Here is a 13,452-nt window from a genome sequence, read left to right as displayed (position 1 = left end):
GGTGAGTGCTGAAGCGTGGTAACTCCAGTCTCCTCGGTCCGGTCCGAATGGACAACCTCCCGAAAGCTCACAGCTAGCCCCTCCCTACGAGGGCAGGGAGCAGGTCGGATGCGCGGCAACGAACCATCCCGCCCATCGGCGGGGGGCCAAGATAGCCTGTGGAGCGGTAACGTAAGGCGCAGAGCGCGCGGCCGGCCTTCCTCTCCCCCGTCGACCGGGGGAGAGGTGGTTTGCGCAGCAAACCGGAGTGGGGGTCGACCCTGTTCCTCTCAGGAAACGGCGTCGAGGCCGAGCGTCAGAAGCCGATCCAGCTGTTCCATCTCGGCAGCATTGAGCATGATGCCTTCGGCTTCCGATTTGGCGCGGGCGACATAGCGGCGCTGCGAGGGCAGGCGGGCGCCCTGGCCCGCAATGGACTCGAACAGCGTTTCGGCGCGGGCGAACGGGTCGCCGGGACGGCCGGCGGCGAACGCCTTGGGCGAGAAGGCGAGGATGAGCTCGCCATGCGGCGGGGCCAGCGTCGTGGTGCCGAGATAGTCGAGCACCTCGGGGCTGGTGAGGTCGCCGATCATGATGCCGGCGAGCAGCTCGATCATGGTGCCGATGGCCGAGCCCTTGTGGCCGCCGAAGGGCAGCATGGCGCCGGCGAGGGCTGCCACAGGATCTGTGGTCGGGTTGCCGTCGGCATCGATGGCCCAGCCCTCTGGCAGCGGCTTGCCAGCGCGGCGGTGCAGCTCGATCTCGCCGCGGGCGGCGACTGAGGTGGCGAAGTCGAAGACGTAGGGCGACTTGCCCTGGCGCGGCCAGCCGAAGGCAAAGGGGTTGGTGCCGAGCAGCGGCTTGTTGCCGCCGGCGGGCGCGACCGACGCATAGCTCGGGCACATCACGAGACCGGCGAGACCCTGTTCCGTGATCGCCTCGACCTCCGGCCACAGGGCCGAGAAATGGGTGCAGTCGTTGATGACCAGCGCTGCGAGGCCGAAGGTGCGGGCGCGTTCGCCGAGCGCCGGCAGGCCGAGCTCGAAGGCCGGGTTGGCGAAACCGCTCCCGGCGTTGACCCTGACGATGGCCGAACCATCCTGCTCGATGAGCTCCGGCTCGGCGTCGGGCCTGACCTTGCCCGCCTTGACCGTGCGCAGCGTACCCTCGATGCGGTAGATGCCATGCGACTTGCAGGCGTCGCGCTCGCCGGCGACGATCACGCGGGCAAGCGCGCCGGACTGGACGGCATTCAGCCCGGCCTTGCGGAAGATCGCCTCGACGCGCTCATGCAGCGTGCCGATGGGCATGGCTGTGGTCTCGGTCATCACATCTCTCTTCCATGGCGTTGCCCGAAGGCGGGCGATGCGGTTGAATTTTTGCATACATAGAGTATACAAATATTCGACAAGCGCAATTCGACTGTGCGCCGCTCGCCCGGAGCGGCGCACAGTCGCCAAGAAAGGAACGTCTGATGGCCTTCACTCCCAAGGGACAACACCTCGTAGCGGGCGAATGGCTCGACGGATCGGGCACCTTCGCCAGCGCCCCTGCACATGGCCAGGCGCACCAGTTCGCCGCCGGCACCGTGGACCTGGTCAACCGCGCCTGCGAGGCCGCCGAGGATGCGTTCTGGAGCTATGGCTACTCGACGCGTGGCGAGCGCGCGGCCTTCTTGCGCGCCATCGCCAACGAGATCGAGGCGCGCGCCGCCGAGATCACCGAGATCGGCAGCCAGGAAACCGGCTTGCCGGAGGCGCGCCTGCAGGGCGAGCGTGGCCGCACGACCGGCCAGCTTCGCCTGTTTGCCGACCACATCGAGATGGGCGACTATCTCGACCGCCGTCTCGACGCGGCCCTTCCCGAGCGCCAGCCGGCGCCGCGCCCGGAAATTCGTCTGATCCAGCGGCCGGTCGGCCCGGTCGCCGTGTTTGGCGCCTCGAACTTCCCGCTCGCGTTTTCGACCGCCGGCGGTGACACGGCGGCAGCGCTTGCCGCGGGCTGCCCTGTCGTGGTGAAGGGCCATTCGGCCCATCCCGGCACTGGCGAGATCGTCGCCGAGGCGATCGCGGCAGCAATTGCCAGGACGGGCGTGCATCCGGGCGTGTTCTCGCTGATCCAGGGCGGCAGCCGCGAGGTCGGCCATGCGCTGGTGCAGCATCCGCTGATCAAGGCCGTGGGCTTCACCGGCTCTCTCGCCGGCGGCCGCGCGCTGTTCGATCTCTGCGCGCAGCGTCCGGAGCCGATCCCATTCTTCGGCGAACTCGGCTCGGTCAATCCGATGATGATGCTGCCGGAGGCGCTCGAGGCGCGCGCCGAGGCGCTGGGCCAGGGTTGGGCAGGCTCGCTGACCATGGGCGCCGGCCAGTTCTGCACCAATCCCGGCATCGCCGTGGTGATCGACGGCACTGATGCCGACCGCTTCGTCGGTGCCGCGACCGAGGCTCTGGCCAAGGTCGGTCCCCAGACCATGCTGACCGACGGCATCGCCAAGGCCTATCATGAGGGTGCCGCGCGCTTTGCCACCCGCAACACGGTGAAGCCGCTGCTGACCACCGAATCGTCGGGCCGCAGCGCCACCCCGAACCTGTTCGAGACGACAGGCGCGCAGTTCGTTTCCGACCACCTGCTCGGCGAAGAGGTGTTCGGGCCGCTCGGCATGGTGGTTCGTGTCGGCTCGGTCGATGAGATGGAGCAGATCGCACGCGGCTTCGACGGCCAGTTGACGGCGACCATCCACATGGATGCCGGCGATCTTGAAGCAGCCCGCCGCTTGCGCCCCGTGCTCGAACGCAAGTCCGGCCGCGTGCTGGTCAACGGCTTCCCGACGGGTGTCGAGGTGGTGGACTCGATGGTCCATGGCGGGCCGTACCCGGCCTCGACCAACTTCGGGGCGACCAGCGTCGGCACCATGTCGATCCGCCGTTTCCTGCGGCCGGTGTCCTACCAGAACATGCCGGAAGGCCTGCTGCCCGAAGACTTCCAGGGCTGATCGTCTATTGGGCGCTAGCGCCGGTCCTTCCCTTGCGGGAGGCCCGGCACTGATCGCATCGTAAGCCGACATTTCGGATACTTTTTGTATACGACTTGTATTTTTGAATTGATTTACGCTCTCGGACGCGAAATAGTGCGCCGCCGTCAACCGACAGACCTACTCAGGGAGAGAGTGTGACAATGAAGATTTCGGTTCTCGCCTTCGGCCTCATGGCCGCCACCGCACTGACCGGTCAGGCTCACGCCGACAAGCTGGACGACATCATCGCCTCCGGCACGCTGCGCTGTGCCGTCGTGCTCGACTTCCCGCCGATGGGCTCGCGCGACGAAAGCAACACCCCGATCGGCTTCGACGTCGACTACTGCAACGATCTTGCCAAGGCGCTCGGCGTCACCGCCGAGATCGTCGAGACACCCTTCCCCGAGCGCATCCCGGCGCTGATGTCGGGCCGCGTCGATGTCGGCGTCGCCTCGACCTCCGACACGCTGGAGCGCGCCAAGACCGTCGGCATGACGGTCCCCTACTTCGCCTTCGAGATGGCCGTCACTGCCAACGACAAGACCGGCATCAAGTCGTTCGAGGACATGAAGGGCAAGGTCGTGGGCGCAACCGCCGGCACCTACGAGGCGATCGCGCTCGAAAAGCAGGTCAAGGAATGGGGTGCGGGCGAGTTCCGTCCCTACCAGACACAGGCCGACGTGTTCCTTGCTCTGAGCCAGGGCCAGCTCGACGCCACGGTATCGACCTCGACCGTCGCCCAGGCCAACGTGAAGACCGGCAAGTTCCCCGGCGTCTCGGTGGTCGGCAAGGCGCCGTTCGACATCGACTACGTCGCGCTGTTCACCAACCGCGAGGAATACGGCCTCATCAACTACCTCAACCTGTTCATCAACCAGCAGGTCCGCACCGGCCGTTACAAGGAACTCTACGAGAAGTGGGTCGGCGGCGAGCTGCCGGCCCTGTCGGTGAACGGCGTCTACCGCTGACCTGACCGTTTCTTGGCGGCGCGAGGCTCAGCCTCGCGCCGTTGATCCTTTCCGAAAGGCGAGACGGCAATGTTCAACTACACCTTCCAATGGAACCAGGCGCTCAAGGCCTTGCCGCTGATGCTCGACGGCGCGCTGGTCACACTGCAGATCGCGGTGCTGTCGATGGTCATCGGCGTGGCCCTTGCGATCGCCCTCACCCTGTTCCGGCTGTCCGGCAACCGTCTGCTCGGCGGCTTCGCCACCGCCTGGGTCGAGGTGGCGCGCAACACGCCCGCGCTATTCCAGATTTACATGGCCCATTTCGGCCTCGGCAATTTCGGCATCTACCTGAGCCCGTTCACGGCACTGCTGGTCGGTATCGCCTTCAACAATGCAGGCTACCTGGCCGAGAATTTCCGCGGCGCGCTGAAGGCCATCCCCGAGACCCAGGCACGCGCCGGGCGCTCGCTGGGCATGACCTCGCTGCAGGCATTCCGGCTAATCGTGATGCCGCAGATGCTGCGCGTCGCCTTCCTGCCGGCCACCAACCAGATGGTCTGGGCGATCCTGATGACCTCGCTGGGCGTCACCGTCGGCATGAACACCGACCTCGCCGGGGTCACGCAGGAGCTGAACGCCCGCTCCTTCCGCACCTTCGAGTTCTTCGCGCTCGCCGCGGTGATCTACTACATCATCGCCAAGGTCGTGACGCTGGCCGCGCGGGCTTTCGCCTCGCGCATGTTCCGCTACTGAGAGGTGAGAGACATGTTCAACACTGCCCTCTCCTGGAGCGACCTCGCCTTCCTCGCGCAAGGCGCGGGGATGACGCTTGCCGTCACCGCCGTGTCCGTCGCCGCCGGCACCGTACTCGGCATCCTGTTCGGTGTGATCCGCTTCCAGTTCGGCCCCTACTGGGCCGCACCGCTCACCTTCCTGCTCGACGTGTTCCGCTCGGTGCCGCTGCTGATCCAGCTCGTGCTGGGCAATGCCCTGCAGGCCATCATGAAGCTGGGCTGGGCGCCGTTCACGACCTCCTGCGTGGTGCTGTCGCTCTACACCGCCGCCTACTGCACCGAGATCGTGCGCGGCGGCATCGATTCGGTGCCGACCAACACGCGCCGCGCAGCGCGCTCGCTCGGCATGACCTGGTTCCAGGACATGCGCTACATCGTGGCGCCGCTCGCCATCCGCGTGTCGCTGCCGTCATGGATCGGGCTGACGCTCGGCGTGATGAAGGACTCGGCACTGGTGCTCTGGCTCGGGCTGATCGAGCTTTTGCGTGCCTCGCAGATCCTGGTCACCCGCCTGCAGGAGCCGCTCTTCATCCTGCTGATCTGCGGCGCCATCTACTTCATCATCAGCCTTCCCATCGCCCGACTTGGCGGGTATCTCGAGAAACGGTGGTCCCCCAATGATTGAGATCGAAAACGTCCGCAAATCCTTCGGCCAGCTGGAAGTCCTCAAGGGCATCGACCTCACCGTCCAGAAGGGCGAGGTCGTCACCATCATCGGCGGTTCCGGTTCGGGCAAGTCGACGCTGCTCACCTGCATCAACGGCCTGGAGTCGATCGCAGCCGGCCGCGTCGTGATCGACGGCACCGACGTCCACGCCAAGGGCACCGACCTCAATAAGCTGCGCCAGAAGGTCGGCATCGTGTTCCAGCAGTGGAATGCCTTCCCGCACCTGACCGTGCTTGAGAACGTCATGCTGGCGCCGCGCAAGGTGCTTGGCCTGACCAAGGAGAAGGCCGAAGCGATCGCGGTGAAGCAGCTGACCCATGTCGGCCTTGCCGAGAAGCTTTCGGTCTACCCGAACCGCATGTCGGGCGGCCAGCAGCAGCGCATGGCAATCGCCCGTGCGCTCGCCATGTCGCCCGAATACATGCTGTTCGACGAGGTGACCTCGGCGCTCGACCCGATGTTGGTGGGCGAAGTGCTGGACACGCTGCGCATGCTCGCGTCCGAAGGCATGACGATGATATGCGTGACGCACGAGATGAAGTTCGCGCGCGAGGTCTCCGACCGCGTGGCCTTCTTCCACCAGGGCGTCATGGCCGAGATCGCGCCGCCGGAACAGCTGTTCGACGCGCCGAAGCACGCCGAGACCAAGAAGTTCCTGGCCGCAACGCATTGAGGGCATGATGGAAGAGCAGGCCGACGTCATCGTCATCGGGGCCGGGGTCGTCGGTCTCTCGGCGGCGATCGCTGCCCAGGCACGCGGGCTGAAAGTCACGGTGCTGGACCGCGAGGGGCCGGCAGCCGGCGCCTCGGCCGGCAATGCCGGGGCCTTTGCCTTCACCGACATCCTGCCGCTGGCGTCGCCCGGCATCCTGAAGAAGGCGCCGAAATGGCTGCTCGATCCGCTCGGGCCGCTGTCGGTGCCGCCGGCCTATGCCGTGCAGATAGCGCCGTGGATGTTCCGTTTCTGGCGGGCCTGCTCGCCCAAGCGCGTGGCCCATTCGACAACGGCGCAGACGGCGATGATGGACCTGTCGAAGGCCGAGCTCGAACCTTTCCTGCGCCAGACAGGCACGATGCCGATGCTGCGCAAGGAAGGCAACCTGCAGGTCTATGAGGGCGAGGCCGAACTGAAGGCCTCGCTGCCGGGCTGGCAGGCGCGCGAAGAGCACGGCATCGAGTTCCATCACCTCAATGCCAAGGAGATGGCCGAGATTCAGCCTGGTCTCGCCAAGCGCTTCACCCACGGCACCTTCAAGCCCGGCTGGTTCTCGATATCGGACCCCCGGCTCTACACGCTCGAACTCGCCGAGCATTTCCGCAATTCGGGCGGCGCGATCGAGCGCGCCGAAGTGACGGCGCTCCGTCCGGTCGAAAGCGGGGTTGAGATCGTCACGGCTGACGGCAGCGTTCGCCGAGCCGGCAAGGTCGTGCTGGCGGCCGGTGCCTTCTCGCACAGGATCGCGAGGACTCTTGGTGAGAGCATCCCGCTGGAAACCGAGCGCGGCTACAACACCACGCTGCCATCGGACGCCTTCGACCTGCGCACGCAGGTGACCTTCGGCGGCCACGGCTTCGTCGTCACGCGTCTTTCCACCGGCATCCGCGTCGGCGGCGCGGTCGAGCTCGGCGGGCTGAAGCTCGCGCCGAACTTCCGCCGTTCCGAAGCCATGCTGAAGAAGGCGCAGGCCTTCCTGCCGGGCCTCAACCCCGGCGGCGGCGTGCAGTGGATGGGCTTCCGCCCGTCGCTGCCCGACAGCCTGCCCGCCATCGGCACCGCACGCGCCACGCAGCGCGTCGTCTACGCATTCGGCCACGGCCACCTCGGCCTGACCCAATCGGCGGGCACTGCCCGGATCGTCGCCGATCTCCTGACCGGCAAGACGCCCGCCATCGACATCGCATCCTTCTCGCCTCAAAGATTCTGACAGGGGTCTCGACCATGGCCAACCATACCTTTTCGTGCCTCGACGGACACACGTGCGGCAATCCCGTCCGCCTCGTCTCAGGTGGCGGCCCGCGCCTCGAGGGCGCCAACATGCTGGAGAAGCGCGCGCACTTCCTGCGCGAGTATGACTGGATCCGCACCGGCCTGATGTATGAGCCGCGCGGCCACGACATGATGTCGGGCTCGATCCTCTACCCGCCGACGCGCCCGGACTGCGACGTCGCGGTGCTCTTCATCGAAACCTCGGGCTGCCTGCCGATGTGCGGCCACGGCACCATCGGCACCATCACCATGGCGATCGAGAACGGCCTGATCACGCCGCGCGAGCCTGGCAAGCTGTCGATCGACGCACCGGCCGGCAAGGTCGACATCACCTATCGCCAGGAAGGCCGCTTCGTCGAGGAAGTGCGCCTGACGAACGTGCCGGGCTTCCTCTATGCCGAGGGTCTGACCGCCGAACTCGAAGGTCTGGGCGAGATCGTCGTCGACGTCGCCTATGGCGGCAACTTCTACGCCATCGTCGAGCCGCAGAAGAATTTCCGCGACATGGCCGACCACACCGCCGGCGAGCTGGTGGGCTGGAGCCCGAAGCTGCGCGCGGCCCTCAACGCCAAATACGAGTTCGTCCATCCCGAGCACCCCGAGATCAAGGGCTTGAGCCACATCCAGTGGACCGGCAAGCCGACGGTGGAAGCGGCGCATGCCCGCAACGCCGTGTTCTACGGCGAAAAGGCCATCGACCGCTCGCCCTGCGGCACCGGCACGTCGGCTCGCATGGCGCAGCTCGCCGCCAAGGGCAAGCTGAAGGTCGGCGACGAGTTCTGGCATGAATCGATCATCGGCTCGATCTTCAAGGGCCGGGTCGAGGCGGCGACCAAGGTGGCCGACCGCGACGCCATCATCCCGTCCATCGCCGGCTGGGCCCGCCAGACCGGCATCAACACCATATTCATCGACGACCGCGACCCCTTCGCGCACGGTTTCGTGGTGAAATGAGCAACGAGGCGCCGGCGCGCAGCATTCTCTCGGGCACGGCCAGCGGGCTAGTCATCGCCTCTTCCGAGGCGTTGAGCTTCTGGGGCGGGGTCAACCCCGCCACCGGCAGCGTCATCGACGTGCACCACCCGCTGCACGGCACGTGCCTGACCGGCAGCATCCTGATGATGCCGTCGAGCCGGGGTTCCTGCACTGGCTCAGGCGTTCTGCTCGACCTCGTGCTGACCGGCCGCGCACCGGCCGCGCTGGTGTTTTCCGATGCCGAGGACGTGCTGACGCTGGGTGCGCTGATTGCTTCCGAACTGTTCGGCAAGCCGCTACCCGTGTTGCGCCTAGCGCCGGAGGCCTATGAGGCGTTGTCGCGGGCCAAGTCCGCACGCATCACCGACACGACGATCGAGGCAGACGGCCTAGTGCTGCCGGTCAGCCCTCCGGCGACCTCGGAGCTTGAACTCACCGAGGCCGATCGCGCCATGCTCGACGGTCGCGACGGCGTGGCCGTGCAGCAGGCGATGCGCATCATCGTGGCCATGGCCGCCCAGCAGGGCGCACGCGGGCTGGTCGACGTCACGCAGGCCCATATCGACGGCTGCATCTATGCCAGTCCCGCCAACCTGACCTTCGCCGAGAAGATGGCCGAGATGGGCGCGCGCGTCCGCGTGCCGACGACGATGAACGCCATCTCCGTCGACCGCGCCAATTGGCAGGCGCAGAGGATTCCGCATGATTTCGGCGATCCGGCTGCACGGCTGGCGGATGCCTATGTGCGCATGGGCTGCAAGCCGACCTTCACGTGCTCGCCCTATCTGCTCGACAGCGCGCCGGGCAAGGGCGAGGCAATCGCCTGGGCGGAATCCAACGCCGTCATCTTCGCCAACACCGTGCTTGGCGCGCGCACGGCGAAGCATCCCGACTTCCTCGACCTTTGCATCGCGGTGACCGGCCGCGCGCCGCTGTCGGGTGTCTATCTCGACATCCACCGCAAGGCTCGCCGCGTCATCGACGTCGAGTTGCCGGCGGCGGTAGACGACGCATTCTGGCCGCTCATCGGCTATCTCGCCGGCAAGGCAGCACCCGACCGCATCCCGCTGCTGCGCGGGCTAGCCGCCGCCAAGCCGTCGCGCGACGACCTCAAGGCGCTCTGCGCGGCCTTCGGCACCACCTCGGCCGCGCCGATGCTGCACATCGAGGGCGTGACGCCCGAAGCCGAAGGCGCCGCTGCCGCCGACGCCGACCGTGTCGCCATCACGCGGGCCGACATGCGTGCCGCGTGGAAGACGCTGAACGCCGGTCCGGAAGAGGTGGAACTGGTCGCCATCGGCAGCCCGCATGCCTCGCTCGACGAATGCCGGGATCTGGCCGAGGTCCTCGCCGGCCGCGGCCGCAAGGCAGATGTCGCCGTCATCGTCACCGCCGGCAACCAGGTCATCTCCGACGCCCGCGCCGACGGCACGCTGGCGCGACTCGAAGCGTGCGGCGTTCAGGTGCTGCCCGACCTCTGCTGGTGCTCGATCTCGGAGCCGCTGTTTCCGACACGAACCCGGGCGGTTATGACGAATTCCGGCAAATACGCCCACTACGGCCCCGGCCTCTCCGGCCGCGCGGTGCGCTTCGGTAACCTTGCCGACTGTGTCACTGCCGCTCTGACCGGGCATGCGCCCGAGCGCATGCCGGACTGGCTTTCGTAGACGCTTTTCGCACTTCTCGATGGCCTCGCATGGCCACCGAATTGCACTGAGGAGGTATCAATGCGCAGCACGAAAACCATCCATGTGATCTCGGCCCATGCCGAGGGAGAAGTCGGCGACGTCATCGTCGGCGGCGTCACGCCACCGCCCGGCGACACGATCTGGGAGCAGAGCCGCTGGATCGCCCGCGACAACACGCTGCGCAACTTCGTGCTGAACGAGCCGCGTGGCGGCGTGTTCCGGCACGTCAACCTCTTGGTGCCGCCGAAGCATCCGGAGGCGGATGCCGCCTTCATCATCATGGAGCCCGAGGACACCCCGCCGATGTCGGGCTCGAACTCGATCTGTGTGTCGACCGTGCTGCTCGACAGCGGCATCCTGCCGATGCAGGAACCTGTGACCGAGATCACCCTCGAAGCCCCCGGCGGGCTGGTGCGTGTGCGCGCCGAGTGCCGGAACGGCAAGGCCGAACGTATCTTCGTGCGCAACCTGCCGAGCTTCGCCGAGCGGCTGGACGCCAAGCTCGAGGTCGAGGGACTGGGCACGCTGACGGTGGACACCGCCTATGGCGGCGACAGCTTCGTCATCGTCGATGCTGCGGCCCTGGGCTTCGGCCTCAAGGCCGACGAGGCGCACGACATCGCCAAACTGGGCGTGAAGATCACCAACGCTGCCAACGCAGCACTTGGCTTCCACCACCCCGAAAACCCCGACTGGAAGCATTTTTCCTTCTGCCTGTTCGCCGGCCCGGTGGAGCGCACGGCTGAGGGCTTGCGCGCCGGCGCGGCAGTGGCGATCCAGCCCGGCAAGGTCGACCGTTCGCCGACGGGTACCGCGCTCTCCGCCCGCATGGCGGTGCTGCATGCCCGCGGCCAGATGGGGCTGGAGGACAGCCTGACCGCGGTCTCGGTGATCGGCTCGACCTTCACCGGCCGCATCGCCGGCACGACCGCGGTCGTTGGCCATCCGGCGATCCTGCCCGAGATTTCCGGTCGCGCCTGGATCACCGGCACGCACCAGCACATGCTCGACCCGTCCGACCCGTGGCCCGAGGGCTACCGCCTCACCGACACCTGGGGCGCTCGCTGATGTCGCGCCAGCCGCTGGTCTAGAGATCCGCAGCGAGTTCCGCAGTCGGCGTCACGGGGCTTGCCGACGCGGGCTGGCGATCGGTCCCGCCTATGCCTGCGGAAACCGACAGCGCAGTGACGGGTCGCGGCTGCTCTTGTCCATCGACGACAATCTTGTCGACGAGCTCGTTCGCAAACGAAACGAGACCGCGAATGCGGCCTGCTTCGTACACCGGCTCGGGGTAGTACCAGACAAGGTCGGGATAGAGCCTGCCCTCCAGCATGACGTTGTAATAGCTCGTCAAGCCTTTGTAGGGACAGCGGCTGACCGTTCCGCTCGGCTGCAGGATGCCAGGCAGCACATCCTCGATCGGCAGGTAGTAGCGTGTCGGCAGTCCCGTCTCGAACAGGAGGTGCGCGCGACGCGTCTCTGCAACCATGCCGCCCCCGAGATGGATCTGGACATGCCGGCTGGACGGCAGGATATCGATGCGGCGGAACGGATCGCGGGGGTGGACGAATATCTCCTCGTCCTCCTCGAGCCAGCGATCCGCCTTCGGCCAGTCGAAGCTGGCGTAGCCGGAGAGATCCGGGCACCCTGCCACCGCCCCGTCGTAGCGCCACATCAGGTTTTCAATCCTGCCCGCCGGTGTCTGAAGGGAATAGTAGGTGGCGGCCCCCTTGAACGGATCACGTGCAAGCTGGCCACTTTCGGCCATCAGATCGGTGCGTATGTCTTCGATCGGAAAATAATAGACGGGCAGGTGGTCCGATTCGTAGAGAAGCACGCCGCGGACCGTGTCGGCGATCACGGCGCCGCCGGCTTCCACGCGCAGGCGCTTTTGGACCGCTACGGGAAACAGCACGTATCCCGGCTCGAATTCGAACTGAACGACGCTGTCGAGCGGCGGAATATGCGGGCCGCGGCCCCTGAGATGTTGCTGGCGCATCCTTCGGTCTCCTTGCACTTCGTTCGAGGCGTGTCCCGACCGCCCCGCGAGGAATTTCGCGGCGCGCGATCGGACGACCTGGGATTGTCTGGTCCGACGCGGCGCCGTCGGGCCGCATGATCCTTCGACACGAAAGCCGCTTCTTCCGAAATAGCGGCATCGCCTACCAATATCTTCAGCGCAGGCGTGAGAGGCTGCGACCCGGAGACTTCCGGCGTCGCGGCAACGGCCCGCCTCCCTGCAGTTCCCGCCAGGTGCGGCAGGCCGAGGACATCCCAGCCCGGCTGTGATACCATCGCGCGGAGCTTGGAGCCCGGCGGGTTGAGGTGCCCGCGCGGCTTGAAAGCGTCAGGTGCCTGGCCGGGGCAGGAAAATCGGCTGCGGCACGTGTTGTCGCCTCATGGTGCCGCCGAATGGAGCTTTTCCTCGCGCTGAGCCTCATCGTCCTCAAGGTCGCCTTCCTGATCGCGGCGCTGCTTTTGCTGCCGTTGCCCCTGACCTGGCTCGAACGCAAGATAGCCGGACACATGCAGCAGCGGATGGGGCCGATGCGGGTGGGCTGGCACGGCCTGCTGCAGCCGCTCGCAGACGGCATCAAGCTTCTGGCGAAGGAGGACCACATCCCCTCCGACGCCGACCGGCTACTGTTCAAGCTGGCGCCGATCCTCGCCCTTGCCCCGCCCTTCGTGGTGTTCGTCGCAATTCCCTTCGGCGAAAGCGTTTCGGTGCTCGGCACCGAGATCACGCTCTATGCCTCGAACATGAACGTGGCGCTGCTCTTCGTCCTGGCGGTGATCGGCATCGAGGTCTACGGCGTCATCTTCGGCGGCTGGGCCGCAAACAGCAAATACGCCGTGCTCGGCAGCCTCAGGACCTGTGCCCAGATGATCAGCTACGAGATTCCCATGGGCTTCGCGGTCATCGGCGTCGTCATGCTGGCGCAGTCGATGAGCCTGCTGGACATCGTGCGCGCCCAGGCCGATGTCTGGAACATCGTCTACCAGCCGATCGGCTTCTTCGTGTTCTTCGTGGCGGGCATGGCCGAGGCCCAGCGCATCCCCTTCGACCTGGCGGAAGCGGAAGGCGACCTGGGTGCCGGGTTCCACACCGAATACAGCGGCATCCGCTTTGCGCTCTTCATGGTCAGCGAATACGCCATCATGCTGCTGATCTCAGTGCTCTCGGTGGTGCTGTTCTTCGGCGGCTGGAACGGCGTGCTGATCCCGCTGCCGCCGCTGCTCTGGTTCCTGATCAAGGTCGCGTTCTTCGTCTACCTGTTCATCTGGTTCCGTTTCACGTTGCCGCGCTACCGCTACGATCAGTTGATGGCAATTGGGTGGAAAGTCTTGCTTCCACTCTCGCTGGCGAACATAATCGTGACTGGTGTTGCCCTTCTTTAG

The 13,452-nt window shown here is 66.4% G+C and carries 12 protein-coding genes; 10 read left to right on the top strand and 2 right to left on the bottom strand.

Features of this window, described 5'->3' with window-relative positions:
* Positions 1-269 precede the first annotated feature (269 nt).
* On the bottom strand, positions 270-1,307 hold the full coding sequence (locus tag PV773_RS14640; protein WP_347967049.1) for an Ldh family oxidoreductase: 1,038 nt from the start codon (positions 1,305-1,307) through the stop codon (positions 270-272).
* A gap of 146 nt (positions 1,308-1,453) precedes the next feature.
* Here PV773_RS14640 and PV773_RS14635 point away from each other — a divergent pair, with 146 nt between their 5' ends.
* The 9 genes from PV773_RS14635 (at position 1,454) to PV773_RS14595 (ending at position 11,121) form a co-directional block, all read left to right on the top strand.
* Complete coding sequence (locus PV773_RS14635; protein WP_347967048.1) at positions 1,454-2,971, top strand: aldehyde dehydrogenase (NADP(+)); 1,518 nt, start codon at positions 1,454-1,456, stop codon at positions 2,969-2,971.
* Positions 2,972-3,153: 182 nt separating this feature from the next.
* Positions 3,154-3,960, top strand: a complete 807-nt coding sequence (locus PV773_RS14630) for a transporter substrate-binding domain-containing protein (RefSeq protein WP_347967047.1) — start codon at positions 3,154-3,156, stop codon at positions 3,958-3,960.
* A gap of 69 nt (positions 3,961-4,029) precedes the next feature.
* Positions 4,030-4,695: an amino acid ABC transporter permease gene (locus tag PV773_RS14625; RefSeq protein WP_347967046.1), complete on the top strand. Its 666-nt coding sequence runs from the start codon at positions 4,030-4,032 to the stop codon at positions 4,693-4,695.
* 12 nt (positions 4,696-4,707) lie between these two features.
* The gene (locus tag PV773_RS14620) at positions 4,708-5,361 is read left to right on the top strand and encodes an amino acid ABC transporter permease (protein WP_347967045.1); all 654 of its coding nucleotides are present in this window, start codon (positions 4,708-4,710) and stop codon (positions 5,359-5,361) included.
* Positions 5,354-6,076 carry an amino acid ABC transporter ATP-binding protein gene (locus PV773_RS14615; protein WP_347967044.1) on the top strand — a complete coding sequence of 241 codons (723 nt, stop codon included), beginning with the start codon at positions 5,354-5,356 and terminating at the stop codon, positions 6,074-6,076. Before PV773_RS14620 ends, PV773_RS14615 begins: the two co-directional genes overlap by 8 nt.
* A gap of 4 nt (positions 6,077-6,080) precedes the next feature.
* Positions 6,081-7,328 carry an FAD-binding oxidoreductase gene (locus PV773_RS14610; protein WP_347967043.1) on the top strand — a complete coding sequence of 416 codons (1,248 nt, stop codon included), beginning with the start codon at positions 6,081-6,083 and terminating at the stop codon, positions 7,326-7,328.
* Between the two features lie 14 nt (positions 7,329-7,342).
* Complete coding sequence (locus tag PV773_RS14605; protein WP_347967042.1) at positions 7,343-8,344, top strand: 4-hydroxyproline epimerase; 1,002 nt, start codon at positions 7,343-7,345, stop codon at positions 8,342-8,344.
* The gene (locus tag PV773_RS14600; RefSeq protein WP_347967041.1) at positions 8,341-10,032 is read left to right on the top strand and encodes an aconitase X; all 1,692 of its coding nucleotides are present in this window, start codon (positions 8,341-8,343) and stop codon (positions 10,030-10,032) included. The genes PV773_RS14605 and PV773_RS14600 overlap by 4 nt, the downstream gene beginning before the upstream one ends.
* 60 nt (positions 10,033-10,092) lie before the next feature.
* Positions 10,093-11,121: a proline racemase family protein gene (locus tag PV773_RS14595; RefSeq protein WP_347967040.1), complete on the top strand. Its 1,029-nt coding sequence runs from the start codon at positions 10,093-10,095 to the stop codon at positions 11,119-11,121.
* 19 nt (positions 11,122-11,140) lie between these two features.
* Here PV773_RS14595 and PV773_RS14590 read toward each other — a convergent pair whose 3' ends face one another.
* The gene (locus PV773_RS14590; protein WP_347967039.1) at positions 11,141-12,052 is read right to left on the bottom strand and encodes a DUF427 domain-containing protein; all 912 of its coding nucleotides are present in this window, start codon (positions 12,050-12,052) and stop codon (positions 11,141-11,143) included.
* 413 nt (positions 12,053-12,465) lie between these two features.
* On the opposite strand from PV773_RS14590, the gene nuoH reads away from it, so the two are divergent.
* A complete protein-coding gene (gene nuoH / locus PV773_RS14585; protein WP_347967038.1) occupies positions 12,466-13,452 on the top strand; it encodes an NADH-quinone oxidoreductase subunit NuoH in 987 nt (328 codons plus the stop codon).

It is taken from the genome of Mesorhizobium sp. CC13 (genome assembly GCF_039907765.1).
GTDB lineage: Bacteria > Pseudomonadota > Alphaproteobacteria > Rhizobiales > Rhizobiaceae > Aminobacter.
The sequence above is the reverse complement of the archived record's forward strand: the minus strand, read 5'-3'. Positions and strand labels throughout refer to the sequence as shown.

What these genes read in the sequence shown, in the direction of transcription:
- PV773_RS14640 (WP_347967049.1), bottom strand. Translation starts at nt 1,307, where the DNA reads ATGACCGAGACCACAGCCATGCCCATCGGCACGCTGCATGAGCGCGTC.
- PV773_RS14635 (WP_347967048.1), top strand. Translation starts at nt 1,454, where the DNA reads ATGGCCTTCACTCCCAAGGGACAACACCTCGTAGCGGGCGAATGGCTC.
- PV773_RS14630 (WP_347967047.1), top strand. Translation starts at nt 3,154, where the DNA reads ATGAAGATTTCGGTTCTCGCCTTCGGCCTCATGGCCGCCACCGCACTG.
- PV773_RS14625 (WP_347967046.1), top strand. Translation starts at nt 4,030, where the DNA reads ATGTTCAACTACACCTTCCAATGGAACCAGGCGCTCAAGGCCTTGCCG.
- PV773_RS14620 (WP_347967045.1), top strand. Translation starts at nt 4,708, where the DNA reads ATGTTCAACACTGCCCTCTCCTGGAGCGACCTCGCCTTCCTCGCGCAA.
- PV773_RS14615 (WP_347967044.1), top strand. Translation starts at nt 5,354, where the DNA reads ATGATTGAGATCGAAAACGTCCGCAAATCCTTCGGCCAGCTGGAAGTC.
- PV773_RS14610 (WP_347967043.1), top strand. Translation starts at nt 6,081, where the DNA reads ATGATGGAAGAGCAGGCCGACGTCATCGTCATCGGGGCCGGGGTCGTC.
- PV773_RS14605 (WP_347967042.1), top strand. Translation starts at nt 7,343, where the DNA reads ATGGCCAACCATACCTTTTCGTGCCTCGACGGACACACGTGCGGCAAT.
- PV773_RS14600 (WP_347967041.1), top strand. Translation starts at nt 8,341, where the DNA reads ATGAGCAACGAGGCGCCGGCGCGCAGCATTCTCTCGGGCACGGCCAGC.
- PV773_RS14595 (WP_347967040.1), top strand. Translation starts at nt 10,093, where the DNA reads ATGCGCAGCACGAAAACCATCCATGTGATCTCGGCCCATGCCGAGGGA.
- PV773_RS14590 (WP_347967039.1), bottom strand. Translation starts at nt 12,052, where the DNA reads ATGCGCCAGCAACATCTCAGGGGCCGCGGCCCGCATATTCCGCCGCTC.
- nuoH (WP_347967038.1), top strand. Translation starts at nt 12,466, where the DNA reads ATGGAGCTTTTCCTCGCGCTGAGCCTCATCGTCCTCAAGGTCGCCTTC.